This is a genomic window from Kushneria phyllosphaerae (assembly GCF_900312995.1).
GTDB lineage: Bacteria > Pseudomonadota > Gammaproteobacteria > Pseudomonadales > Halomonadaceae > Kushneria > Kushneria phyllosphaerae.
Genome location: NZ_ONZI01000004.1, coordinates 411,709 through 433,501, shown reverse-complemented (window position 1 = coordinate 433,501; position 21,793 = coordinate 411,709). Strand labels below are relative to the sequence as shown.

The following is a 21,793-nucleotide window of genomic DNA, read 5'->3' as shown; positions in this document are numbered from 1 at the left end:
CGACCATTCAACGTGACGCCGTCTATTTCGCACCTACAGGAAGCAACACGGTATCGACACTGGTGGGATAAAAAAATCGCCATCACCAGAGCCGGTGATGGCGATCATTGGACAGAAGGCTCTGAGGTATTAGAGGTCTTCTTCCGTCACATCCTCGGGTGACAGTCGCAGACCGCCGGCCGGCAGGGGATGGCTGTCCAGGCGCGGACCGTCCGCGGTCAGCTTGAGACGTCCCTGCATGAACCAGCGCACCGTCATCGGGTAGATCACGTGTTCACGTGTGAGTACCCGTTCTGCCAGCGCTGCTTCATCGTCATCAGGGGCCACGGTGACGGCCGCCTGTATGGCAACAGGGCCGCCATCCAGCTCGTCGGTGACGAAATGAACGCTGGCGCCGTGTTCCGATACCCCGTCGGCCAGCGCGCGCGCATGCGTATTCAGGCCGCGATACGCCGGCAGCAGGGACGGGTGAATATTGAGCATGCGGCCATGATAGCGCTGGACAAACGCAGGCGTCAGGATGCGCATGAAACCGGCCAGCACGATCAGATCCGGCGCGTGTCGATCAATGACCTTGACCAGTGCCGCATCGAAGGCCTCGCGGGAGTCATACTCGTGATGAGGAAGCACCACGGCCGGAATGCCTGCTTCGCGTGCCCGTACCAGTCCGTAGGCATCGCCGCGATTGGAGATGACGGCCGCAATCTCGCCGCCCAGCTCATCATGCGCTTCGGCGTCAATCAACGCCTGCAGGTTACTGCCGCTACCCGAGATCAGAACGACCAGCCGTTGGCGATCAGGCTGCTCGGGCTGAAAGTCCTGATCAAAAGTGTCGCTGTCGGACATGATATTTCCTGTCTGATTACTGACGCGCGTTTTCAAGCACAACGCCTGGCTGTGTCTCGTCCGAACGGCTGACATGTCCCAGCCGGTACACGGTTTCTCCCGTGCTTTCCAGATAGGTCTCGGCCTGGTCGGCGTGGCTGGACGGAACGACGACTACCATGCCGATGCCGCAGTTGAGGACGCGATGCATCTCGGTCTCGTCGATGTTGCCTTCGCGCTGCAGCCAGTCAAAGACGGCCGGACGCGGCCAGGCCTGTGCATCGATATGGACGCTGGTGTTGTCCGGCAGAACGCGAGGAATGTTTTCGAGCAGGCCGCCACCGGTAATATGAGAAAGCGCATGTACGGTGACATCGCTGTCATGCAGCATGGCCAGCAGCGATTTAACGTAGATGCGGGTCGGCGCCATCAGCGCATCGCGCAGGGTCTGGCCGTCTTCCAGCCGGGTGTCGGGCGTCGCACCGCTGCGTTCCAGCACCCGGCGAATCAGGGAATAGCCGTTGGAGTGGGGGCCGCTGGACGCCAGACCCAGCACCACGTCGCCTTCGCCGACTTTCGAGCCATCCAGGATTTCCGACTTTTCAACGATGCCGACGCAAAATCCGGCCAGATCGTAATCGGAGCCCTCGTACATGCCCGGCATCTCGGCCGTTTCGCCGCCCACCAGCGCACACCCGGCCTGACGGCACCCCTCACCGATACCGGTGACGACATCGGCGGCCATCTCGACGTTGAGCTTGCCGGTGGCGTAATAGTCGAGAAAGAACAGCGGCTCGGCGCCGGCAACCACCAGGTCATTAACGCACATGGCCACCAGGTCGATGCCAATGGTGTCGTGACGTCCCACATCCATGGCCAGCCTGAGCTTGGTGCCGACGCCGTCGGTGCCGGAGACCAATACCGGTTCACGATAGCCGCTGGGAAGCTGACACAGCGCGCCAAAACCGCCAAGTCCACCCATTACTTCCGGTCGCATTGTACTTTTGGCGACATGCTTGATGCGTTCGACCAGCGCATTACCGGCGTCGATATCAACACCTGCATCCTTGTAGGAGAGGGACTCACGAGACGAAGGCTCGGTCATGTTGGGGTCCTGTCACTGAAAATGAGACGGGGTTCCGGCCGGGGCCAGAGCGATAATCAAGAAGGACGGCATTGTACCATCGGCCATGACCAATCGCATCGCAACTACATCCGCAGGATGGGGCCGTGCTGATAGGCTGCCCCGAATTGTCGGGTTCATGATAATGTGGCTGCTGTTCCCCTTGTTTTGAGCATGGACGCCGTAATGAGTCCGGATACCCTACAGCTCCCACTAGGTGTTGGTGCGCGTGATGATGTCACGTTCGCAGGCTTCTGGCCGGGTGCCAATGCAGGCCTTGTCACCCATCTGCGTCATCAGCTTGATGACAGCGGCGAGCAGTTTATTTACCTCTGGGGAGCTTCCGGCAGCGGGCGTACCCATCTGCTTCAGGCCGCGTGCCTTGAAGCCAGCGATCGAGGCGCCAGAGCGCTGTATCTGCCCCTCAATGATCTGGGGCACTTTCCACCGCACATGCTGGAAGATCTTGAGGCGCTTGATCTGATCGCCATTGACGACCTTGAGCGCGTGATCGGCCGCAGGCGCTGGGAAGAAGCGCTTTTTCACTGTTTCAATCGCCTTCGGGATGCCAACTGCCGCCTGATCATTGCCGCTCAGGCGTCACCCCGTGCCTTGCCGGTGGCCCTGCCGGATCTGGCATCAAGACTGGGGTGGGGGATGACCTTTCATCTCCAGCCGCTAAGCGATGAAGACCGGCTGGAGGTGTTACGTCTGAGAGCCCATCAGCGTGGCATGCAGCTTCCCGATGAGGTCGCTCGTTATCTGCTCCATCGTGGCCCGCGCAGGCTGGGGGATATGCTGGCATTGCTGACCCGGCTCGACAGCGCATCGCTTTCGGCGCAGCGTCGGCTGACCATTCCCTTTGTTAAACAGGCCCTGGACTGGTAGAAAAGCCGGTTTGATGCGCCACGACACCTGGCAGTTCCCTCATGGCCGGCTATACTTCAGATCATCATTTCTGGTTTCCTGTTCACCGCCCGTTTTCCCGGGCGGTTTTTTATTGCTCGAATCATTTATGACGTCGTTTCTAATCACATTATTCATGCCTGCGTGCCCTTGATGACTGCCTGGCTTTCATGTCGGCATGGGATAGGACGTGAAGCGTTCTGACGCAGGTGTCGGGCATGATCTGTGTGATGCAGGCACAAAAAAACCGACTCCAGAGGAGCCGGTTTTTTTCATGGCCATTGTACTTTAGTAATGGTACTTGAGCAGTGATCAGCGACGTGTGATCAGCGCGCCCAGTACAAAACCAACGGTTGCCGCGATGGCCAGTGCGCCGACCGGCTGCTTGACCGTGAATTCGCGCGCATTGTCGACGACTTCACCGTACTGGGACTGTACCTGACCTGCGGCGCTGCGCAGGCGGCCTTCGGTGCGGTGCTCGTTATCATCGGTAAAGTCACCATAGGCTTCCTGCGCCTTGCCTACTGCGTTCTTGGTTTCGCCTTCAATCTGATTCTTGAACATGGTGTCCTGACTCCGATGTGTGGATGAACCTTGTACTTTCTTAAAGTTATCTCATGTTGGCCATTTCGCCAGAATTATCTGCATTTCGGCATCACAAAATTGTCACATCAGGAAAGCATGACGGGGTCGACCGTATGTAAGGCGTCACGCAATAATGCCGACGGTCAGGGCGCCAGAAGATAGCCGCTGCGACGACTTTCATGGCCGGCCAGATCCGCCACGATCATGCCGGCAGTGGCCATGCGCCGCTGGCTTCTGGCATAGATCATGCCGTCCTGCGAGGCGCGAACCTCATGGACCACGTCGCTGATCGGGTCGATCACCTCGGCCACCAGCTGGCCGCTGACCACCTGATCACCGGGGTGGGCGTGAAAGACCAGCAGTCCGCCTTCGGGCGCCGTGAGAAATTCCATGGCCGACAGCGGCGTGGCCGGGAAGGGCAGCGATGGCAGTGGCGGTGCTTCTCCATGGATCAGCCCAAGCTGCATCATCCAGTCAACGATGGCGCGACTGTCGTGATTACTCAGATCATGATCAACGTCGTCTTGGCCGCGAAGCTCCAGGGTGATGGACTGCGTGCCGTAGCCGATCGGGAAGCGCTCACCAAACCCCTCGCGCAGCTGCTCCCACACCAGCGTAAAGCACTCGTCAAAGGACTGGCCGCCGGAATCGGTGGCCAGCATGCTGGCGCGCGCGCCGAAATAGCGTGCCAGGGGTTCAAACGTCGGCCAGGCCGCCGGGGTCGTGTACAAATGCGCCACGGCGTTGAAGTCGCAGTGTAGATCCAGCACATAATCGGCCTGACAGGCCAGACGCTGCAAGGTCAGCTGCAGCGACTCAAGGGCATTGGCCGGTGATGTATCTTCCAGCGCGGCCAGAAAGCGTGCCCTGATGAGGCAGGTATTATCAGCTTCCTTATCGCCCAGCACTGCTTCCAGATCCTCGGCAACCACAGCCGTCATGTCCGAATAGTGACGGTTGAAGTTTTTCAGCGTTTCCAGCTCATAGCGCCCCAGCGGTACATCCATCAGCTGCTGGGTCAGCCCGATGGGATTGGCGACCGGCACGATGCACACGCGTGCGTGTAAACGCCCGGCAGCTTCCAGTTCTGCCATGTGCTGCTTGAGTTTCCAGGCCACCAGCATGCCCGGCAACTCATCGGCATGCAGTGATGCCTGGATGTAGACGCTGCGGTCGCTGTCCTGCGGGCCGTAATGAAAGCTGTGTAGCCGAGTGACGGTGCCGGGCACGGCCGACTTCAGTTCATGAATGCGATGTTCCACGATATTGTCCGGAGGCCTTTTTCATGAAGGTGGCGCCGGGCGCCACCAGATACAGGGAGTGAATACCGCAAAACCGGTGGGCTCAGGGTTTGGCGCTGTCCGGTGGCGTGGACAGGTCATAGTCAAAATACTGCTGCATCAGCTTGTCAAAGGTGCCATCGGCGTAGACATCGCGAATGGCCTGATTGAAGGTTTCGGCCAGCGCCTTGTCTCGCGTTCGAAAGGCCATGGCAGCGCCGCTGCCAAAAATGCGTTTGGGCGTACTGATTTCAGGACCAATCTGTTTGAACGGACTGTCATCATCGCGAAAGTCAATGCTCTCGATGGCCAGCGGGTAGTCCTCGAAGGCCAGATCCAGTCGACCGTTTTCAAGGTCGTTTTCAACGTCCTGAGAGGAGCCATAGCGGCGGATGTCGAGCACATCGCCGTACATTTCGGTGACATAGACGTCGCGAATGGAGCCACGCTGTACCCCTACGCTCAACCCCTTGAGGCTGTCATGATCCTCAATGCTGATATCGCGGTCACGGGCCGTGATCCAGATGCTTGGCGTGTTGTAATAGGGAATCGAAAAGAGCACCTGACGCTCGCGCTCGGGTGTGATCGCCATGGAAGACAGGATCGCGTCGTACTTGCGTGCCATCAGTCCCGGAATGATGCCGTCCCAGGGCTGCTCGACCCAGCTGCAGTCGAGTTTGGCGCGCTTGCAGAGTTCGTTGCCCAGGTCAATCTCAAACCCTTCAAGCTGCCCATTGGGCGCGCGATACACGAAGGGTTCATAGGGCACATCGATGGCCAGTTTAACGTTGTCCGGGGTTTTGGCCATGGCGCCACCCGAGATCAGCAGGGTAGCCATACAGGTGGCGCTTAACAGTCTTTTCATTGTCGTTGTCCTTGTTGTGAAGCCGATACCATTGTCGACATGAGAAGCGAGTGTATACCCGCCGTGACAGGGCGCAACAGTGCAGGGTCACATCTCTCGCCACCGGCCCGGGCACGCTGATATCATGGATACATGAACAGTACTCCTGCCGTCACCTCATCCGGCGATACCCCCCTATTGAGCGTTGCGGATTCGCTCAACGACCCGCGCTATTATCTGGTCAATTTTGACAACGTACTGACCTGGGTCAGCGAGCGTTACGACGATCTGCTTGATGAGGATGAGCGTGACTTCATTGCACGTTTTCAGGCGCTGCCCGTGCCTTCCAGAGCACTGCTGGTACGCATGGTCATGCGCAAGGGCGAGCTTTTTCGCATCGATCGTCTTGCTTACGACGAGATCGGAGAGACTCGTGCCGCGCTTGCCCCGCTGGTCGAGCACGCGCTGGTGGACGCTCGTCCCGACCTGACGCTGGATCAGCTTTTCGAGCTTTTTACACGAGATGAACTGGTGGGCATGTTCCGTGACCATCTCCCCAGGCCCCGCGATCGCAAGGCGCTTTTAAAAGAAGCTCTGACACCGGTGTTTGATCAGGCGCTGACGTTTGATGGCTGGCACTCGCTGACAGGGCAGCCCCTGACCTCTGAGGTGGTTCGCCTGACCGTCATGGCCGTGTGTGAACGCCTGCGCCTGATGTTTTTTGGCAACCTGCGCCAGCAGTTTTCCGAGTTCGTGCTGGCGGATCAGGGCATCTATCGTTTTGAAGTGGTGCCCTTCACACCTGAGTCCCGCGCGTTTCAGCGGCGCGAGGATATCGAGCGCTACTGGCAGATTCATGACTGCCGGGAACGTTTCGATGCCGGCCACGACATGGATGAGGTGCTGGCGGCGTTGCCGGTGCGCCTTGAGGACAGCCTCTGGCTGGAGGCCCGCCGAGGGCGGGTCATTTATGCCATTGCACGACACTGTGAGCGTCAGGGAGAGCTTGCTCGCGCTGCCGGGCTCTACGCGCAAAGTGGCCACGGCGAGGCGCGTATTCGTCACATACGGGTGCTGGAGCAGCTGGCGGAACATGATCAGGCGCTGGCGCTGTGCATTGCGGCGCAACAGGCGCCGACCAGTGAAGCCGAGCGTCAACAGGCCGCCCGTATTCAGCCACGCCTGCATCGCACTCTGGGCCTGGAAAAGCCTCCGAGCGAGGCAGAAACCTCTGCCAGACGGTGTGATCTGATCCTGCCACGCAGTGGCTGCGTGGAGCGTGCCGTACGTGGGCATCTGGCATCGCCCGAGGCGCCGGTGTTTTATGTCGAAAACACACTGATCAATGCGCTCTTTGGTCTGCTGTGCTGGGAGGCCATTTTTGCCCCGCTGCCGGGGGCGTTTTTTCACCCGTTCCAGAGTGGCCCTGCCGACCTGATGCGCCCGGAGTTTTATCCGCAGCGCGAGCAGCACTTCATGCGCTGTCTGGCGCGGCTTGAAGAGGGCTCCTGGCGCGAGATTATTGTGCAGCGCTACCGTGAGAAACAGGGCATCCAGTCGCCTTTTGTGCACTGGGGCGCGCTGGATGATCAATTGCTGGCACTGTCGCTGCAATGCCTGCCGCCGGCGCATTTGCGCTGCTGGTTTGAACGGCTTTTGACCGATATTCGCGCCAATCGCGCCGGCATGCCGGATCTGATTCGCTTTTACCCGCATGCGCCTGAAGGCACGCTTCGCTATGAAATGATCGAGGTGAAAGGCCCGGGGGATCGGCTGCAGGACAATCAGAAGCGCTGGATTGCCTTTTGTGGCCGTCACGATATGCCGGTCACGGTCTGTCATGTGCGCTGGGGCGATGATGAGGGCATGACTTGAGCACAGAGGGGGCCATCGCAGCATCAAACGGCGACGACACGCCGCGCTATCGCGTGGCGGTGCGGGCACTGTGTGAATTCACCGCGCGCGCGGGAGACCTTGATCTGCGGTTTACGCCGGCACCTACCGCGCAGCAGGGCATTGCCGGTCACCAGGTGGTGGCCTCGCGCCGGGGCGAGCACTACGAGCATGAAGTGACACTGGAAGGCCGCTATGGCGCATTGATCGTACGGGGGCGCGCCGATGGCTATGATCCGGTACGCCAGCGGCTGGAGGAGGTGAAGACTCGTCGCGGCGATATTGAGGCCATGCCGGCCAATCAGCGGGCGCTGCACTGGGCGCAGGCGAAGGTCTACGCGGCGTTGATGTGCCGTGAGCGGGCGCTGGAGACAATCGAAGTCGCGCTGGTCTATTTCGATATTGAACAGCAGCAGGAAAGCGTGCTGGTGGAGACGATGGCGCGCGCCGAGCTGGAAGTCTTTTTTGTCGCGCAGTGCGAGCACTTCATTGACTGGGCCGAGCAGGAACTGGCACATGAGGCGGCCCGTTCACGGACGCTTTCGCAGCTCGCCTTTCCGCACACCGATTTTCGCCCCGGTCAGCGCGCGCTGGCCGAGAGCGTGTTCAAGGCGATCAGTACCCGGCGCGATCTGATGCTGCAGGCGCCCACCGGTATCGGCAAGACACTGGGCACGCTCTTTCCGGCCCTCAAGGCCATGCCGGGACAGCGCCTTGATCGCCTGTTTTTTCTCACCGCTCGCACTACCGGGCGCCGACTGGCGCTGGAGGCGCTCACCACGCTGGGCATGGCAGCTGCCTGCGAGGACGAGGCTGCTCATAAGGACGAGGCTGCTCATAAGGACGAGGCGGCCCATGAGGAGGAGGGCAATGCCCCGGGCGTTCGAACCCTGGAGCTGATCGCGCGCGACAAGGCCTGCGAGCATCCTGAGCTTGCCTGTCATGGTGAGAGCTGCCCGCTGGCCAGCGGCTTTTATGACCGACTGCCTGCTGCGCGTCAGGCCGCCGTACAGCAGGGCTGGCTGGATCATGCCAGTCTCAGGGCGGTCGCACTTTCCCATCGCATCTGCCCTTATTATCTGGGGCAGGAGATGGCGCACTGGTGTGACGTTGTGATCGGTGATGTCAATTACTGGTTCGATACCAGCGCCATGCTCTACGCCCTGACACGACAGCATCAGTGGCGGGTCAGCCTGCTCATTGATGAAGCCCACAATCTTGTCGAGCGCGGGCGGGCCATGTACGGCGCCGAGTTTGATCAGGGCCGTTTTGCGGCGGCCCGGCGCGATGCCCCGGCGGCACTTAAGCGCCCGCTGGATCGGCTGTGGCGCCAGTGGAAGGCGTTGCTGCGAGAACATGACGGTGATTACGTGTGCCTGGAGGCACCACCGCGCAAGCTCTTCAATGCACTATCGCAGTTTGTCACAAGCGTGGGCGATCTGATGGTCGATACGCCGATCGGCATTGAAAGTGCGCTACTGGACGCCTGGTTTGATGCCATGCAGATCGGGCGTATCGCCGAACTGGCCGGCGAGGTTGATCCCGGTCACTACCTGTTCGATATCGAACGGCGCGGGCGCAGCGCGACGCTGTCACTGCGTAATGTGGTGCCGGCGCCACTGCTGGCGCCGCGCTTTGAGGCCGCTCATGCCACTATCCTGTTTTCTGCCACGCTCTCACCTGGGCATTACTACCGTGATCAGCTGGGGCTTGCCGCCATGACGCCATGGCTCGAGATGGCCTCGCCTTTCGAGGCCGGGCAGCTCGAAGTCCATCTTGCGGGGCATATCTCCACGCGCTATCGCGATCGCCGTGCATCCCTTGTGCCCATTGCCGAACTGATGGCGCGCCAGTTTCACCAGCGCCCCGGCAACTATCTGGCCTTTTTCAGCAGCTTTGACTATCTCGAGCAGGTCAGTGAAGCGCTGGCCAATCATGCCCCCGACGTCCCTCAGTGGGCACAGGCCCGGCGCATGTCGGAGGCCGAGCGTGATGCCTTTCTGGCGCGATTTACAATGACAGGGCAGGGCATCGGCTTTGCCGTGCTGGGCGGGATCTTCGGTGAAGGCATCGACCTGCCCGGCGAGCGGTTAATCGGTGCCTTTGTGGCCACCCTTGGACTTTCGCAGTTCAATCCGGTCAACGAGCAGATGAAGGCGCGCATGGAGACGCTGTTCGGCGACGGCTATCGCTATGCCTATCTGTATCCCGGCATGACGCGGGTCGTGCAGGCCGCCGGTCGCGTGATTCGCTCGCCCGAGGATCGTGGGGTTATTCATCTTATTGATGATCGTTTTCGACGCGGCGACATTCAGACCCTCTTGCCGAGCTGGTGGGCACGGCCGGTGGAGAACACAACCTGATGCGCGCCGCTCTTCATTGAAAAGCGGCGCTCAAGCGCCCACTTAAGGACACATTGTTCCTGTCGATGCGACGCGCGGCTTTTTTTCTGATAAACATCAGGGCGAGATCAGCGGGCCGTGTCAGGTCGACTGCGCTACGCTCAACAGCATATTGATCCATGACGTGACGCATCGCGGTGTCTTCGAGCTGCGGTGTCGTCCGGCACTCCGGGATACTCACATGGCACGGTTAAATCATTACAGCAAGGCGGACCACGCCATCGACTGGCAGCTCGATAGCGTGGTGCATTCACTTCGGGATGCCCGCGAGCAGTGGCGCGCCGATCATGGCCGGACCAATGAGTCCGGCGGGCGCAGTCTGCCCTCGCGTGAAATTATCAACGAGGTGGTCGAAGCCGTGATCGGGGCGGTATTCCCCATGCGGCTGGGGCCCTCCAATCTGCGTCATCACAGCGAAGACTACTTTGTCGGCTATACGCTGGATGCCGCACTTAATGCGCTGCTCGATCAGGTGTTGCTCGAGCTGGATCATACGGCCATGCGCCGTGGCGAAGCTCCGCAGGATCACTCCGATCAGGCCGTCACCATCGTGCGGGATTTTGGCGCCATGCTGCCGACCATTCGCCACTGGCTGGATATCGACATCATGGCCGCCTATCGCGGCGACCCGGCAGCACGCAGCGTGGATGAGGTGCTTTTATGCTATCCGGGCATCACCGCCATCATCTATCACCGCCTGGCGCATCAGCTCTATTCAACCGGCGCACCGCTGCTGGCTCGAATGGTGTCCGAGGCGGCGCACTCGGCCACGGGCATCGATATCCATCCCGGTGCGAGCATTGGCTCGGGCTTTTTCATTGATCACGGCACCGGTGTGGTCATCGGAGAAACCGCGATCATTGGTGATCGGGTGCGCATTTATCAGGCGGTCACCCTGGGCGCCAAGCGGTTCCCGGCCGATGAAAGCGGTCAGCTTGAAAAGGGCCATGCTCGCCATCCGATCGTGGAAAACGATGTGGTCATCTATGCGGGGGCAACCATTCTGGGGCGTGTCACCATCGGCCATGACTCGATCATCGGCGGCAATGTGTGGCTGACCCGAAGTGTTGAACCGCACAGCAACGTTTCTCAGGCCAGCCTGCAGAAATCGCCCTGCTAAATGTATACCGTTATCTTCGGCGGATGAAATAAATAGCCGAGGGAGGCAGGTAGCCCGGTTTGGATTGGTGTTAGAAAGGCTTCATGATCGGAGGCCGTTCGACGTCCAAAGCCCTGACACCCATGCACTCTCAACAGGAGGCACGATGAAACGCTTTGATGGCAAGGTAGTCATGGTCACCGGCGCAGGTTCGGGCATCGGTGAGGCGACAGCGCGTCGTTTTGGCAGCGAAGGTGCGAAAGTGGTGCTGATTGGTCGCACAAAAGAGAAGCTGGCGCGGGTAGCCGACAGCATTGAAAGCGAGACGCTGGTGCTCAGCGCAGACGTCTCTGACGGTGATGCCATGAATCGACTGGTGGCCGATGTGATTGAGCGGTTCGGTCGACTTGATGTTCTGGTCAACAATGCCGGTGTCGCGCCGGGTGGAAGAGTGCACGAGGCCGACATCGATGACTGGAAACAGGTGATGAGCATCAACGTGGACGGTGTGTTTTATGCCAGTCGTGCAGCGCTTCCGGAGCTTTTGAAAACGAAGGGGTCCATCGTCAATGTCTCTTCCGTTTCAGGGCTGGGCGGTGATTGGGGCATGAGCATGTATAACGCTTCCAAGGGCGCAGTGACCAACCTGACACGTGCCATGGCGCTTGACTATGGACATGAGGGCGTTCGCGTCAACGCGGTATGCCCCAGTATCACCAAAAGTGATTTGACCGGCGGCATTACCGGTAATGAGGATCTCATGAAGGCCTTCGCCGATCGCATGCCATTGGGCCGTGCGGCTGAAGCCGAGGAAGTCGGTGACGTCATCGTCTTTCTGGCAAGCCATGATGCGCGCTTTGTCAACGGTGTGAATCTGCCGGTTGACGGCGGCATCATGGCCTCCAACGGCCAGCCTAGGTTGAGCTGATCGCGCCATAATCAATGTGCGTCTACACTTGCGTCCTTTGGTAGGGATATGAACACAGGGCTTTTTGAATACCCAATGTCAGGAAGACCTGATGTCAAATCATGTGTCGGTCTTGGTTTTGACATCAAAAGCCCTCATATCCGTATCTACCACGCCAGCAGGACGCAGTGCTGGTAAGACATCTGGTCGCCAGCATGACTGGTGCTTTAACAACACTTTCTGGAAATGAAGTGAGGTCGAGATATGGATATCGTCAGAATTATTTTCGCTATTTTGCTGCCGCCGGTGGGCGTTTTTCTTCAGGTTGGGCTTGGGCTTCAGTTCTGGGTCAACATCCTGTTGACACTGTTGGGCTATATTCCTGGCATTATTCACGCCATCTGGATTATCGCGCGTCGCTAGGATCGGTTGAACTGTCTGCAAAATACTGATTTTAAAAGGGAGGGCCTATAAGGGCCTTCCCTTTTTTAATGGAAGGTATTCATATGTTAGCGCTAACAGGTTGCCATGCAAAGTCAACACCTATGTTCTACATACATGGTTCAATGACACATCGTATAGTGGTGAGATAGATATGATGTATGACAAATTGTTGCCTGCCATGCCGTTCCCTGCAGGTCAGGTATTGTTTATCCGACAGCCGGCAGACCTCTGGTAGGTCGCTGAACTCCCCTTTGACATGGCTATCTTCTGCCCAGCGTGACGGGAACAGCGCTGCCCGGCGAAATGCTTTGATTACTTACCGTCAGGAGAGCATGCCATGTCGATCAGATTATCTCTGAACCCCGTTCACTGTCTTCAGGCCGCGGCCGTGGTTGGCGTACTGGCCGGCATGACACTGCCGGCACATGCCGATAACTGGCGTGGCTGGAACGTTCACCCACAGGGCTATCCCAACAGCGTGGCGCTCGACAGCTTCGTCAAGGAAGTGACCGAGAATACGGACGGGCGCATCAAGGCAAAGATCTTTCACAACGGTGTGCTGGGCGACCAGCCTGATGCCATCGAGCAGACGCGCAGTGGCGCGCTGAATTTCGCCAACTTCAATATGGGCCCGATGGGGCCGATCGTCCCTGAAACCGACGTGTTGTCGCTGCCGTTTTTGTTCAAGGACATTGACGCCATGCACAAGGTCATGGACGGCGAGATCGGTCAGCGTTTTGCAGACGCCCTTGAAAAGAAAAATCTGGTGGCACTGTCCTGGTTCGATTCGGGTGCCCGTAGCGTCTACAACACCAAGCGTCCCATCAATGAACCCGAGGATATGCAGGGGCTCAAGGTTCGCGTCATGAACAATGACCTCTACGTCGAGATGATCGATGCGCTCGGCGGCAATGCCACGCCCATGGCGTATGGCGAGGTCTATCAGTCCCTGAAGACCGGTGTGCTTGATGGGGCCGAGAACAATTTCCCCTCCTATGAATCCAGCGGTCATGACGAGATCGCTAAATATTACTCTGAAACCGAACACCTGATCCTGCCCGAGTGCCTGTGTATCGCCAAGCGCAGCTGGGACAAGCTGTCCGATCAGGATCAGGAGATCGTGCGTCAGGCCGCAGTTGATGCCGCAACGCTTCAGCGAAAGCTCTGGGCGGAAGGTTCCAAAAAGAGTCGTGAAGACGTCCTCGCGGCCGGTGCGAAAATCAATGAGGTGGACAAGCCGGCCTTCCAGGCAAAAATGGAGCCGATCTACGCCGCCTTCGTCAAAAAACATCCCGATCTTGAGCCCCTGCTCAACGATATTCGCAACGCACAGTAAAACAACCACCGCGAAAGGCCCGCCTGACTGTTTTCAGTCAGGCGGGCCCGGGAGTGTACGCACCATGGATAGTTCTACCGATCAGATCAGAGACATACCCGAGGATCATCCGCGCATGGGCGTGGCAGGGCGTATGCTCGATGGGCTGGCCCATCTGTGCATCATGGTTTCGGGTGTGCTGCTGGTCTTTCTGATCGTCTCGTTTGGCTGGTTGGTCTTTGGCCGCTACGTGCTCAACAACACCCCAACATGGGTCGAGCAGTCCTCGCTGCTCATCGTGGTCTATATCACCTGTCTGGGCGCCGCCGCCGGCGTACGCCATAACACGCATCTGAGCATTGATATGGTTCGCGAGGCCCTGCCGGCCATTCCCAGAGCCATCATGTGCCATCTTGCTGATCTTTTTGTACTCGCCTTTGGCGGGTTCATGGCCTGGCAGGGCAGCATCCTGGTGATGGATAACACCACCAGAGCGATTCCCATGATCGGGTTGACGGAGAGCTGGCGGGCAGCGCCTCTGGCCATCTGCGGTGTCCTGATGGTGGTGTTTGCCGGCGCCAACATTGTCGAGCGCCTTACCCATAAAACAAGGGTGTAAAAAGCATGGGTCTGATAATTTTGTTTGGCGTATTCGCCATCGGTCTTGTGATCGGGGCCCCGGTGGCCTTTGCCGTGGGTCTGGCCGCCGTCACCACCTTTTTATATGAAGGCCTGCCGCTTTTTGTCGGCTTTCAGCGCATTCTCTCGGGCATCTCGGTCTTTTCACTGCTGGCGATCCCTTTTTTCATCTTCGCCGGCGAGCTGATGCTTCACGGTGGTATTTCTGATCGGCTGGTGCGGCTTGCCTCGGCGGCAGTGGGACGTGTGCGTGGCGGACTGGGGCTGGTCAACGTCAGCTCCTCGATGCTTTTCGGCGGCATTTCCGGCTCCGCCGTGGCCGATACCTCGGCGCTGGGCTCGATTCTGATTCCGGTCATGAAAGAGAAGGGCTACGACGCCGATTATGCCGTTAATGTCACGGTCACTTCCTCGATTGCCGGTGTGGTCATCCCGCCCAGCCATAACATGATTCTTTACGCCGTTGCCGCCGGTGGCGGTATTTCGGTCACCCAGCTGTTCATGGCCGGTGTGGTGCCGGGCGTTTTGATGTGTGTGGCCCTTGCCGTGGCCGCCTATGTGGTGGCGGTCAAACGGGGCTACCCGGCCGAGACCTTCCCGGGCTGGCGTACCCTGATCATCAGCCTGATAGCGGCGCTGCCCGGACTGATGACGGCCATTATCATTGTCGGCGGGGTACTCTCGGGAATTCTGACGGTCACTGAATCAGGCGCCTTCGGCGCCATCTACGCCATCGTGGTGACCGCTCTGGTCTATCGTGAATTGCGCTGGGACAATTTCAAAAAAGCGGTGTATCAGTCAGTGCGCACGACGTCGCTGGTAATGATTCTGGTGGGTTGTGCCTCGGCGTTTTCCTACCTGCTGGCGCTATATAGCGTGCCGGAGCTTTTGACCGATCTGCTACTGAGCATCTCTGATAATCCGATCGTGATCCTTTTATTGCTCAATGTGACACTGCTGGCACTGGGCATGATCATGGACATGGCAGCCCTGATTCTGATCTGCACGCCGATCTTTTTACCGATCGCCATGCAGTTCGGCATGGACCCTATCCAGTTTGGCGTGGTCATGATGATCAACCTCGGCATGGGCCTTTGTACGCCGCCGGTTGGTGCATGTCTGTTCGTGGGCAGTGTGATTGGCAAGATCAAGATGGAGCAGGCCGTGCGCACCATCTGGCCGTTTTATCTGGCGCTCTTTGTCGTGCTGATGCTGGTGACCTACGTACCAATGATCTCGATGTGGCTGCCCGGACTGATCGAGTAGCGTTGCCTTTTTACTCTCTCGTACAAGGAATCATGCATGCTGAATCGTCTTCTGGTGACCGGCGCTGCCGGTGGGTTGGGTCAGGCCCTGCGTCCGCATCTATCACGTCTGGCGCGCCATGTACGCCTGTCCGATATTGTCGAGCTTGAGGTAAACGACGATCATGAAGAGTTCGTGCGCTGCGAGCTTTCTGATGCCTCGGCCGTCAGTGACCTGGTGCGCGACTGTGATGGTGTTGTGCATCTGGGGGGCATTTCGGTTGAAAAGCCCTGGCAGGATATTCTTCAGGCCAATATCGTCGGTACTTATAATCTTTATGAGGCCGCCCGACATCATGGCCGGCCGCGAATCGTCTTTGCCAGCTCCAACCACACCATTGGCTATTATCCGCGCACGACGTATATCGATACCGACTCGCCACGCCGTCCCGATTCGCTCTATGGCGTCTCCAAGTGCTTTGGTGAAGATCTCGCCAGTCTTTACTATCACAAGTTCAATGTTGAAACCCTGAACGTGCGGATCGGTTCCTGTTTCCCGAAGCCGGCCGATACCCGAATGATGGCCACGTGGATGAGCGTGGAAGATTTCGTGGCCCTGCTGGAGCGGGCGTTTGTGGCGCCAAAGCTGGGGTGTACCGTGATTTATGGTGTCTCGAACAACAGCGAGCGCTGGTGGGACAACCGCAAGTCCTCGTTTCTGGGCTGGGTGCCGAAGGACAGTTCCGAACCGTGGCGTGCGGAAACCGAAGCTGCTGCAGGAGAGCTCGACCCCGATGACCCCGCCGTGGTTTATCAGGGCGGCAAGTTTGCCAGCACTGGCCATCCCGACGATTGAGCCGGCCATCCTGACGATTGAACCAGCCATTCCGATGATTCAAATCGTACCCGGCAATGCGCCTTTTGAAGATGGTCGGTCTTTCATGACCATGGCTTTGGCGTCGTCAGCCTGCCCCCTGGGGCAGGCTTTTCATTTAATTTTCAGGGGGCTAATACATCCATTTAGGCTTGCCTGATGAATATGGCCAAAGTCCAATGTACCAAGGTCGCGTAGTTCCAAAAGTATGATGTATGACATCTTTGTCGCCCGCCTTAATTGATTGAAGTCGCCCGAAATTGCAGCGCTGCGGTTTCAAAAATGCCAAGCGTATATAACACCGCTTCATGAGGTGCCTGTAACGGCGTATTCAGCAAGGCTTTGATACTCAGCGAGATCATTCATCCATCAAGGGACTGCCATGGCACAACATACCGAGACACCCACCATTGTGGCCATGCGGGTCATACCCGTTGCCGGACGCGACAGCATGCTGCTCAACGTGGGCGGCGCACACTCCCCGTTTTTTACGCGCAATATCCTGATTCTTGAAGACAGCGCCGGTCGTACTGGCGTCGGGGAAGCGCCCGGCGGCGAGACCATTCAGCGCTCCCTTGAGCAGGCGCGTCAGGTGGTGGAAGGCCAGTCGCTGGGCAAATTGCGCTCGATGGTGTCGGCGCTGGCAGCCAGCGGCCAGCGGGCCGATTTCAACGATTTCGGCAAGGGGGCCTGGACCTTTGAGCTGCGCGTCAATGCCGTCGCGGCGCTTGAAGCCGCACTGCTGGATTTGATGGGCCAGCATCTGGGCGTGCCGGTGGCCGAGCTGCTGGGCGAGGGCAAGCGACGAGACAGCGTCGAAGTGCTGGGTTATCTGTTCTTTATCGGTGACGGCGAGCAGACCCCGCTGGATTATCGCCAGTCGACACCCGGCCAGTCACATGAGTGGTATCGCCAGCGTGACAGGGCCGCCATGACGCCCGAACGCGTCGTGGAGCTGGCACAGGCTGCGCAGGACCGTTACGGCTTTCGCGATTTCAAGCTCAAGGGCGGCGTGCTGCCCGGCGAGCGTGAGATCGAGGCGGTGACGGCGCTGTCAAAGGCCTTTCCGGAGGCACGGACGACCATCGATCCCAACGGCGCCTGGTCCCTGCAGGAGGCAATTACGCTGTGCAAGGATCTTCACGGCGTGCTCGCCTATGCCGAAGACCCCTGTGGTGCTGAAGAAGGTTTTTCCGGTCGCGAGATTCTTGCCGAGTTTCGTCACGCCACCGGCCTGCCGGTGGCGACCAATATGGTGGCCACCAACTGGCGCGAAATGGCCCATGCCCTGATGCTGCGCTCAGTCGATATCCCGCTGGCTGACCCGCACTTCTGGACACTTTCCGGCGCCGTACGCGTGTCGCAGCTCTGCGCCGACCACGGTATGACCTGGGGCTCTCACTCCAACAACCACTTCGATATTTCGCTGGCCATGTTTGCTCAGGTCGGTGCTGCGGCCGTGGGTTCGGTGACCGCGCTGGATACTCACTGGATCTGGCAAGAAGGTGACGCGCGCCTGACCCGTGAGTCCCCCGAGATCATTGACGGCCATGTCGCGGTCACTGATGCACCGGGTCTGGGTATCGAGATCGATCTGGAGGCCATCGAGAAGGCGAATGCGCTTTATCGCAGCCTGCCGGCCGGGGCCCGAAACGACGCCATGGCCATGCAATATCTGATCGATGGCTGGACATTCGATCCCAAACGCCCGGCGCTGGTGCGCTGATCAAGAAAATAAAGCGTACGATGGAATGAGAAAAGCGCCGCCCGACAGGGCGGCGCACAGGACAGCCTCACTGATTATTGTTTTCGGCGACCTTTTGCGAGGCGGGGATCATGACCTCTGCCATGTCGGTGACGTAGGTATCCAGATCTTCCCCAAACAGCGGTTTGACCTCGACACCGGTGCTCTCGGCAAAACGCTTGAACTCCGGCGCTTCAACGGCCTTTTTGACGGCTGCAACCCAGGCCTTTTCGACATCGTCACTGACGCCGGCAGGCGTTGCGATGCCGCGCCACTGGCTGACGGCCAGGTCATAACCCTGCTCCTTCATGGTCTTCACGTCCGGCAGCAGGTCACTACGCTCGCTGCCGGTCGACAGCACTGCCTGCAGGCGGTCCCCGCGAATCTGGGAAAGCACCTCGGAAGGGTTGACCACAACGGCATCCACATGACTGCCCATCAGGGCCGAAATGGCCGGTGAGCCGCCATCAAAGGGGACTACCTGAACCGGGATACCGAGCTGACTGCCCAGCATGGAGGCGACCACGTAGGTAGAAGAGCCCACCCCGGAGGTGCCCACCTGCAGCGGTTTACCGCTTTTTTTCAGATCGGCGACCAGTGCGCCGGCATCCTGCCACTGGTCATTCCTGTTACTGACCAGTAGATAGGGTTCCTCGGTAATGCGGGCCAGATAGTCAAAATCCTGATACTTGAAATCGACGTTCCCAAGGCCTTCCAGCGTGAAATTCTGGTTATTGGCCAGCGTCAGGGTATAGCCATCGGGTTTGGCGGTGACCGTGCGGGTCAGTGCCAGTGCGCCGCCGCCGGCGCCCATGTTGCGCACCACGATGGTACGACCAAGCGATGACTCAAGCCCTGGCTGAAGCGCTCGCATCAGGGTGTCTGCGGCGCCGCCGGGAGAGGCCGGTATGATCATGTCGAGATTTTTGGTCGGGTAGTCGGCGGCCCATGCGGCGGCGGGCAGTGCAGTGGCCATGACCAGTACGGATAGTGTCTTTTTCATGTGTAACCGTTCCCTCTCGGGGTAAAGACATGACGACTGTCGGACAGTGTCGTCTTCACCCACGGTGGTTGTGGGATTGCCAAACCATCTTACGCAGGTTTTGTTAGCGCTATCATTTCGACTATCGTTGCAGGAACAGTTCCGCGACAGGAAGCGCGGCGTAGGTCAGACAGTGCAATTGATGCGGCGGTATTATCCGGGCCGATGTCTTGCCTGTACCATGAGCCTTGCCGTATTGCCGATGTTTCGCTGGAGAATGACATGGGACGTTCCTTTGATTCCGGACCTGACGGGTCTGTCCACTCGGGCCGGGATAACCCGCGCGCCACCGGCGCGGTGCGCCTGAGCGATGTGGCCGCGGCTGCCGGTGTGGCGGCCATGACCGTCTCGCGTGCCCTCAATCAGCCCGAGCTTGTCAGCGAGCGCACCCGTGAACGGGTACAGCGTGCCGTTATCGAGACCGGCTATGTGCCCAATCGCGTGGCGGGAGCCCTGGCATCGAGTCGCAGCAAAATGGTGGCGGTACTGGTGCCGACCGTGGCGCATTCGCTGTTTGCCGACGTCGTGCAGTCGATTACCGATACGCTGGCCCTGGAGGGGTATCAGGTGCTGCTGGGTCTGACCGGCTATCAGACAACAGAGGAAGCCGCGGTGGTGGAAACCGTGCTGAGCCGGCGACCGGATGCGCTGGTGGTGGCCGGTACGCGCCACTCGGAGGCCACTCGAGCGCGTCTCAAGGCCGCACGTATTCCGGTGGTCGAGATGTGGGACATGAGTGATGACCCGCTCGATATGCTGATCGGCTTTTCTCATCGTGAGGTCGGGGCTGCGGTCGCAGGCTATCTGCTGGCCTGTGGCTATCAGCGCTTCGGGCAGGCCATGGCTGATGACCCGCGCTCACATCAGCGCGCCGAAGGCTTCAATGCGCGCATTGAAGTCGAGCAGGCAGCCCGTCCTGACTCGGGCATTGCGGTCATGACCTGCTGGGCCGATACCCCGGCAACCCTTGTTGGCGGGCGAACCGCGACGGCTTCCCTGCTGGCGGACATGCCTGACTGTGAGGCAATCGTGTGTAGTTCGGACACGCTGGCCATGGGCGTCATTGCCGAAGCGCAGAGCCGCGCCATGGTGGTCCCTGAGACGCTGGCGGTCATGGGCTTTGGCGACATGAGCTTTGCCGCGGCCACCTGGCCTTCATTGAGCACGGTGCGTATTGACGGGGCCGAAATCGGCCGCCTGACCGCCGAGCATCTTTTGAAGCGTTTTAACGCGGCCAATCCTGAGCCGGTAGGCGAGGTACTGGATGTGGGCTTTGAAATCATGGCCCGTCAGACCACGCTGGCATCACGGTCGGCACTGCCTTCCTGACCTGATGGTTCGCCCACGGGTCAACGATGACCCGGGACATTAGACCTTGGTTTCGGTTGACAGGCGAGGTGATATAAAGCGCAATGATAGCGCTAACATCAACTGGCCGCAGCCTTGTTCAGGGTCGGTCCATGTGCCTTGGAGTCACCATGTCCTTTGATGCCATTTCCTCGATTACCTTCTCCCATGTCCTGCTGCCGCTGGCCACGCCTATCAGTGATGCCAAGGTACTGACCGGTCGGCAAAAGCCGATGACCGAAGTTTCTTTTCTGTTTGCCGAGATCACCACGCGTGATGGCCATACCGGCATTGGCTTCAGCTATTCCAAGCGTGCCGGTGGCTATGCGCAGTATGCCCATGCCTGCGAAATTGCGCCGGCCATCATCGGCGAAGACCCCAGCGACATCGACAAGCTGTGGCAAAAGCTGGTCTGGGCCGGGGCATCGGTCGGGCGGGGCGGGGTCTCCACTCAGGCAATTGCCGCGATCGACATCGGGCTCTGGGATCTCAAGGCCAAACGAGCCGGCCTGCCGCTGGCCAAGCTGATCGGGGCGCATCGTGACTCGGTGCAGTGCTACAACACCTCCGGCGGCTTTTTGCATACGCCGATCGATGAAGTGCTCAAAAATGCCACGCACTCGCTGGAAAGCGGCATTGCAGGCATCAAGATCAAGGTCGGTCAGCCCGACATGCGCATCGATCTGGAGCGGGTGGCCGCCGTGCGCGCCCACATCGGTGACAACGTGCCGCTCATGGTGGACGCCAACCAGCAGTGGGACCGCGCCAGCGCCCTGCGCTTTGGCCGCGCCATGGAAAAATACGAACTGGTCTGGATCGAAGAGCCGCTGGATGCTCACGACGCCGAAGGCCATGCCGCACTGGCGGCGGCGCTGGATACCCCGATCGCTACCGGCGAGATGCTCTCAAGCGTTGCCGAGCACGTCAGGCTCATCGAGCATCGCAGTGCCGATATCATTCAGCCCGACGCGCCGCGCATCGGCGGTATCACCCAGTTTTTGAAGCTGGCAACGCTGGCCTCTCAGGCCGGACTGCAGCTGGCGCCGCACTTTGCCATGGAAATCCACCTGCACCTGGCGGCGGCCTATCCCACCGAGCCCTGGGTCGAGCATTTCGACTGGCTGGCGCCGCTGTTCAATGAAGTTCTTGAAACCCGCAATGGTCGCATGATTGTGCCGGACCGCCCGGGCCTTGGCATTACCCTGACCGAGCAGGCGCGCAAGTGGACCATCGCCCATCAGACTTTCAGTGCCTGAGACCCGTAGTGTTTGAGACCTGCA

19 protein-coding genes are annotated in these 21,793 nt (G+C 59.3%); 13 read left to right on the top strand and 6 right to left on the bottom strand.

The features are described from left to right. Positions 1-129: 129 nt before the first annotated feature. Both purN and purM read right to left on the bottom strand, forming a co-directional pair. Positions 130-846: a phosphoribosylglycinamide formyltransferase gene (purN, locus tag KSP9073_RS15195; protein WP_108843799.1), complete on the bottom strand. Its 717-nt coding sequence runs from the start codon at positions 844-846 to the stop codon at positions 130-132. A gap of 16 nt (positions 847-862) precedes the next feature. Beyond that, positions 863-1,930 (bottom strand): phosphoribosylformylglycinamidine cyclo-ligase, encoded by a 1,068-nt coding sequence (gene purM, locus KSP9073_RS15190; protein WP_108843798.1) that lies wholly within the window; start codon positions 1,928-1,930, stop codon positions 863-865. A gap of 204 nt (positions 1,931-2,134) precedes the next feature. Between purM and hda the strand changes: the two genes are divergently transcribed. Continuing rightward, positions 2,135-2,836 (top strand): DnaA regulatory inactivator Hda, encoded by a 702-nt coding sequence (gene hda, locus KSP9073_RS15185; protein WP_108843797.1) that lies wholly within the window; start codon positions 2,135-2,137, stop codon positions 2,834-2,836. Positions 2,837-3,166: 330 nt separating this feature from the next. Here the strand turns inward: hda and KSP9073_RS15180 are convergent, their stop codons facing one another. The 3 genes from KSP9073_RS15180 to KSP9073_RS15170 all read right to left on the bottom strand — a co-directional run bounded on the left by KSP9073_RS15180 (position 3,167) and on the right by KSP9073_RS15170 (position 5,584). After that, on the bottom strand, positions 3,167-3,418 hold the full coding sequence (locus tag KSP9073_RS15180; protein WP_108843796.1) for a CsbD family protein: 252 nt from the start codon (positions 3,416-3,418) through the stop codon (positions 3,167-3,169). 164 nt (positions 3,419-3,582) lie between these two features. Further along, positions 3,583-4,701 carry a succinylglutamate desuccinylase/aspartoacylase family protein gene (locus KSP9073_RS15175; RefSeq protein WP_108843795.1) on the bottom strand — a complete coding sequence of 373 codons (1,119 nt, stop codon included), beginning with the start codon at positions 4,699-4,701 and terminating at the stop codon, positions 3,583-3,585. Positions 4,702-4,783: 82 nt separating this feature from the next. Beyond that, on the bottom strand, positions 4,784-5,584 hold the full coding sequence (locus KSP9073_RS15170) for a transporter substrate-binding domain-containing protein (protein WP_108843794.1): 801 nt from the start codon (positions 5,582-5,584) through the stop codon (positions 4,784-4,786). Positions 5,585-5,716: 132 nt separating this feature from the next. Here KSP9073_RS15170 and KSP9073_RS15165 point away from each other — a divergent pair, with 132 nt between their 5' ends. The 10 genes from KSP9073_RS15165 (at position 5,717) to KSP9073_RS15115 (ending at position 18,106) form a co-directional block, all read left to right on the top strand. Further along, positions 5,717-7,438 carry a VRR-NUC domain-containing protein gene (locus tag KSP9073_RS15165; protein ID WP_108843793.1) on the top strand — a complete coding sequence of 574 codons (1,722 nt, stop codon included), beginning with the start codon at positions 5,717-5,719 and terminating at the stop codon, positions 7,436-7,438. Next, positions 7,435-9,819: an ATP-dependent DNA helicase gene (locus tag KSP9073_RS15160; protein ID WP_243409260.1), complete on the top strand. Its 2,385-nt coding sequence runs from the start codon at positions 7,435-7,437 to the stop codon at positions 9,817-9,819. Before KSP9073_RS15165 ends, KSP9073_RS15160 begins: the two co-directional genes overlap by 4 nt. A 220-nt stretch (positions 9,820-10,039) precedes the next feature. Beyond that, positions 10,040-10,978: a serine O-acetyltransferase EpsC gene (epsC, locus tag KSP9073_RS15150; RefSeq protein ID WP_108843791.1), complete on the top strand. Its 939-nt coding sequence runs from the start codon at positions 10,040-10,042 to the stop codon at positions 10,976-10,978. A 145-nt stretch (positions 10,979-11,123) separates the two neighbouring features. Continuing rightward, positions 11,124-11,885: a meso-2,3-butanediol dehydrogenase gene (gene budC / locus KSP9073_RS15145; RefSeq protein WP_108843790.1), complete on the top strand. Its 762-nt coding sequence runs from the start codon at positions 11,124-11,126 to the stop codon at positions 11,883-11,885. Between the two features lie 243 nt (positions 11,886-12,128). Continuing rightward, complete coding sequence (locus KSP9073_RS15140; RefSeq protein ID WP_108843789.1) at positions 12,129-12,287, top strand: YqaE/Pmp3 family membrane protein; 159 nt, start codon at positions 12,129-12,131, stop codon at positions 12,285-12,287. Between the two features lie 358 nt (positions 12,288-12,645). Further along, the gene (locus tag KSP9073_RS15135) at positions 12,646-13,644 is read left to right on the top strand and encodes a TRAP transporter substrate-binding protein (protein ID WP_108843788.1); all 999 of its coding nucleotides are present in this window, start codon (positions 12,646-12,648) and stop codon (positions 13,642-13,644) included. A gap of 64 nt (positions 13,645-13,708) precedes the next feature. Next, a complete protein-coding gene (locus KSP9073_RS15130; RefSeq protein WP_207771496.1) occupies positions 13,709-14,242 on the top strand; it encodes a TRAP transporter small permease in 534 nt (177 codons plus the stop codon). Between the two features lie 5 nt (positions 14,243-14,247). Continuing rightward, positions 14,248-15,528, top strand: a complete 1,281-nt coding sequence (locus KSP9073_RS15125; protein WP_108843787.1) for a TRAP transporter large permease — start codon at positions 14,248-14,250, stop codon at positions 15,526-15,528. Positions 15,529-15,564: 36 nt separating this feature from the next. Then, positions 15,565-16,362 carry an NAD-dependent epimerase/dehydratase family protein gene (locus tag KSP9073_RS15120; RefSeq protein WP_108843786.1) on the top strand — a complete coding sequence of 266 codons (798 nt, stop codon included), beginning with the start codon at positions 15,565-15,567 and terminating at the stop codon, positions 16,360-16,362. A gap of 400 nt (positions 16,363-16,762) precedes the next feature. Further along, a complete protein-coding gene (locus KSP9073_RS15115) occupies positions 16,763-18,106 on the top strand; it encodes an enolase C-terminal domain-like protein (RefSeq protein WP_108843785.1) in 1,344 nt (447 codons plus the stop codon). Between the two features lie 67 nt (positions 18,107-18,173). On the opposite strand, the gene KSP9073_RS15110 is transcribed toward KSP9073_RS15115, so the two are convergent. Further along, positions 18,174-19,127, bottom strand: a complete 954-nt coding sequence (locus tag KSP9073_RS15110) for a tripartite tricarboxylate transporter substrate binding protein (protein WP_108843784.1) — start codon at positions 19,125-19,127, stop codon at positions 18,174-18,176. 261 nt (positions 19,128-19,388) lie between these two features. Between KSP9073_RS15110 and KSP9073_RS15105 the strand changes: the two genes are divergently transcribed. Next, positions 19,389-20,495, top strand: coding sequence for a LacI family DNA-binding transcriptional regulator (locus KSP9073_RS15105; protein ID WP_108843783.1), 1,107 nt, complete (start codon positions 19,389-19,391; stop codon positions 20,493-20,495). A gap of 149 nt (positions 20,496-20,644) precedes the next feature. Further along, complete coding sequence (locus KSP9073_RS15100; RefSeq protein ID WP_108843990.1) at positions 20,645-21,769, top strand: L-talarate/galactarate dehydratase; 1,125 nt, start codon at positions 20,645-20,647, stop codon at positions 21,767-21,769. The last annotated feature ends 24 nt before the right edge of the window (positions 21,770-21,793 follow it).

Excerpts from the sequence above, each read along its gene's own strand:
- KSP9073_RS15170 (WP_108843794.1), bottom strand. The coding sequence starts at position 5,584 with ATGAAAAGACTGTTAAGCGCCACCTGTATGGCTACCCTGCTGATCTCG.
- KSP9073_RS15140 (WP_108843789.1), top strand. The coding sequence starts at position 12,129 with ATGGATATCGTCAGAATTATTTTCGCTATTTTGCTGCCGCCGGTGGGC.
- KSP9073_RS15120 (WP_108843786.1), top strand. The coding sequence starts at position 15,565 with ATGCTGAATCGTCTTCTGGTGACCGGCGCTGCCGGTGGGTTGGGTCAG.
- budC (WP_108843790.1), top strand. The coding sequence starts at position 11,124 with ATGAAACGCTTTGATGGCAAGGTAGTCATGGTCACCGGCGCAGGTTCG.
- KSP9073_RS15165 (WP_108843793.1), top strand. The coding sequence starts at position 5,717 with ATGAACAGTACTCCTGCCGTCACCTCATCCGGCGATACCCCCCTATTG.
- KSP9073_RS15105 (WP_108843783.1), top strand. The coding sequence starts at position 19,389 with ATGGGACGTTCCTTTGATTCCGGACCTGACGGGTCTGTCCACTCGGGC.
- KSP9073_RS15135 (WP_108843788.1), top strand. The coding sequence starts at position 12,646 with ATGTCGATCAGATTATCTCTGAACCCCGTTCACTGTCTTCAGGCCGCG.
- KSP9073_RS15115 (WP_108843785.1), top strand. The coding sequence starts at position 16,763 with ATGGCACAACATACCGAGACACCCACCATTGTGGCCATGCGGGTCATA.
- KSP9073_RS15100 (WP_108843990.1), top strand. The coding sequence starts at position 20,645 with ATGTCCTTTGATGCCATTTCCTCGATTACCTTCTCCCATGTCCTGCTG.
- KSP9073_RS15130 (WP_207771496.1), top strand. The coding sequence starts at position 13,709 with ATGGATAGTTCTACCGATCAGATCAGAGACATACCCGAGGATCATCCG.
- KSP9073_RS15110 (WP_108843784.1), bottom strand. The coding sequence starts at position 19,127 with ATGAAAAAGACACTATCCGTACTGGTCATGGCCACTGCACTGCCCGCC.
- epsC (WP_108843791.1), top strand. The coding sequence starts at position 10,040 with ATGGCACGGTTAAATCATTACAGCAAGGCGGACCACGCCATCGACTGG.
- purN (WP_108843799.1), bottom strand. The coding sequence starts at position 846 with ATGTCCGACAGCGACACTTTTGATCAGGACTTTCAGCCCGAGCAGCCT.
- KSP9073_RS15180 (WP_108843796.1), bottom strand. The coding sequence starts at position 3,418 with ATGTTCAAGAATCAGATTGAAGGCGAAACCAAGAACGCAGTAGGCAAG.
- purM (WP_108843798.1), bottom strand. The coding sequence starts at position 1,930 with ATGACCGAGCCTTCGTCTCGTGAGTCCCTCTCCTACAAGGATGCAGGT.
- KSP9073_RS15125 (WP_108843787.1), top strand. The coding sequence starts at position 14,248 with ATGGGTCTGATAATTTTGTTTGGCGTATTCGCCATCGGTCTTGTGATC.
- hda (WP_108843797.1), top strand. The coding sequence starts at position 2,135 with ATGAGTCCGGATACCCTACAGCTCCCACTAGGTGTTGGTGCGCGTGAT.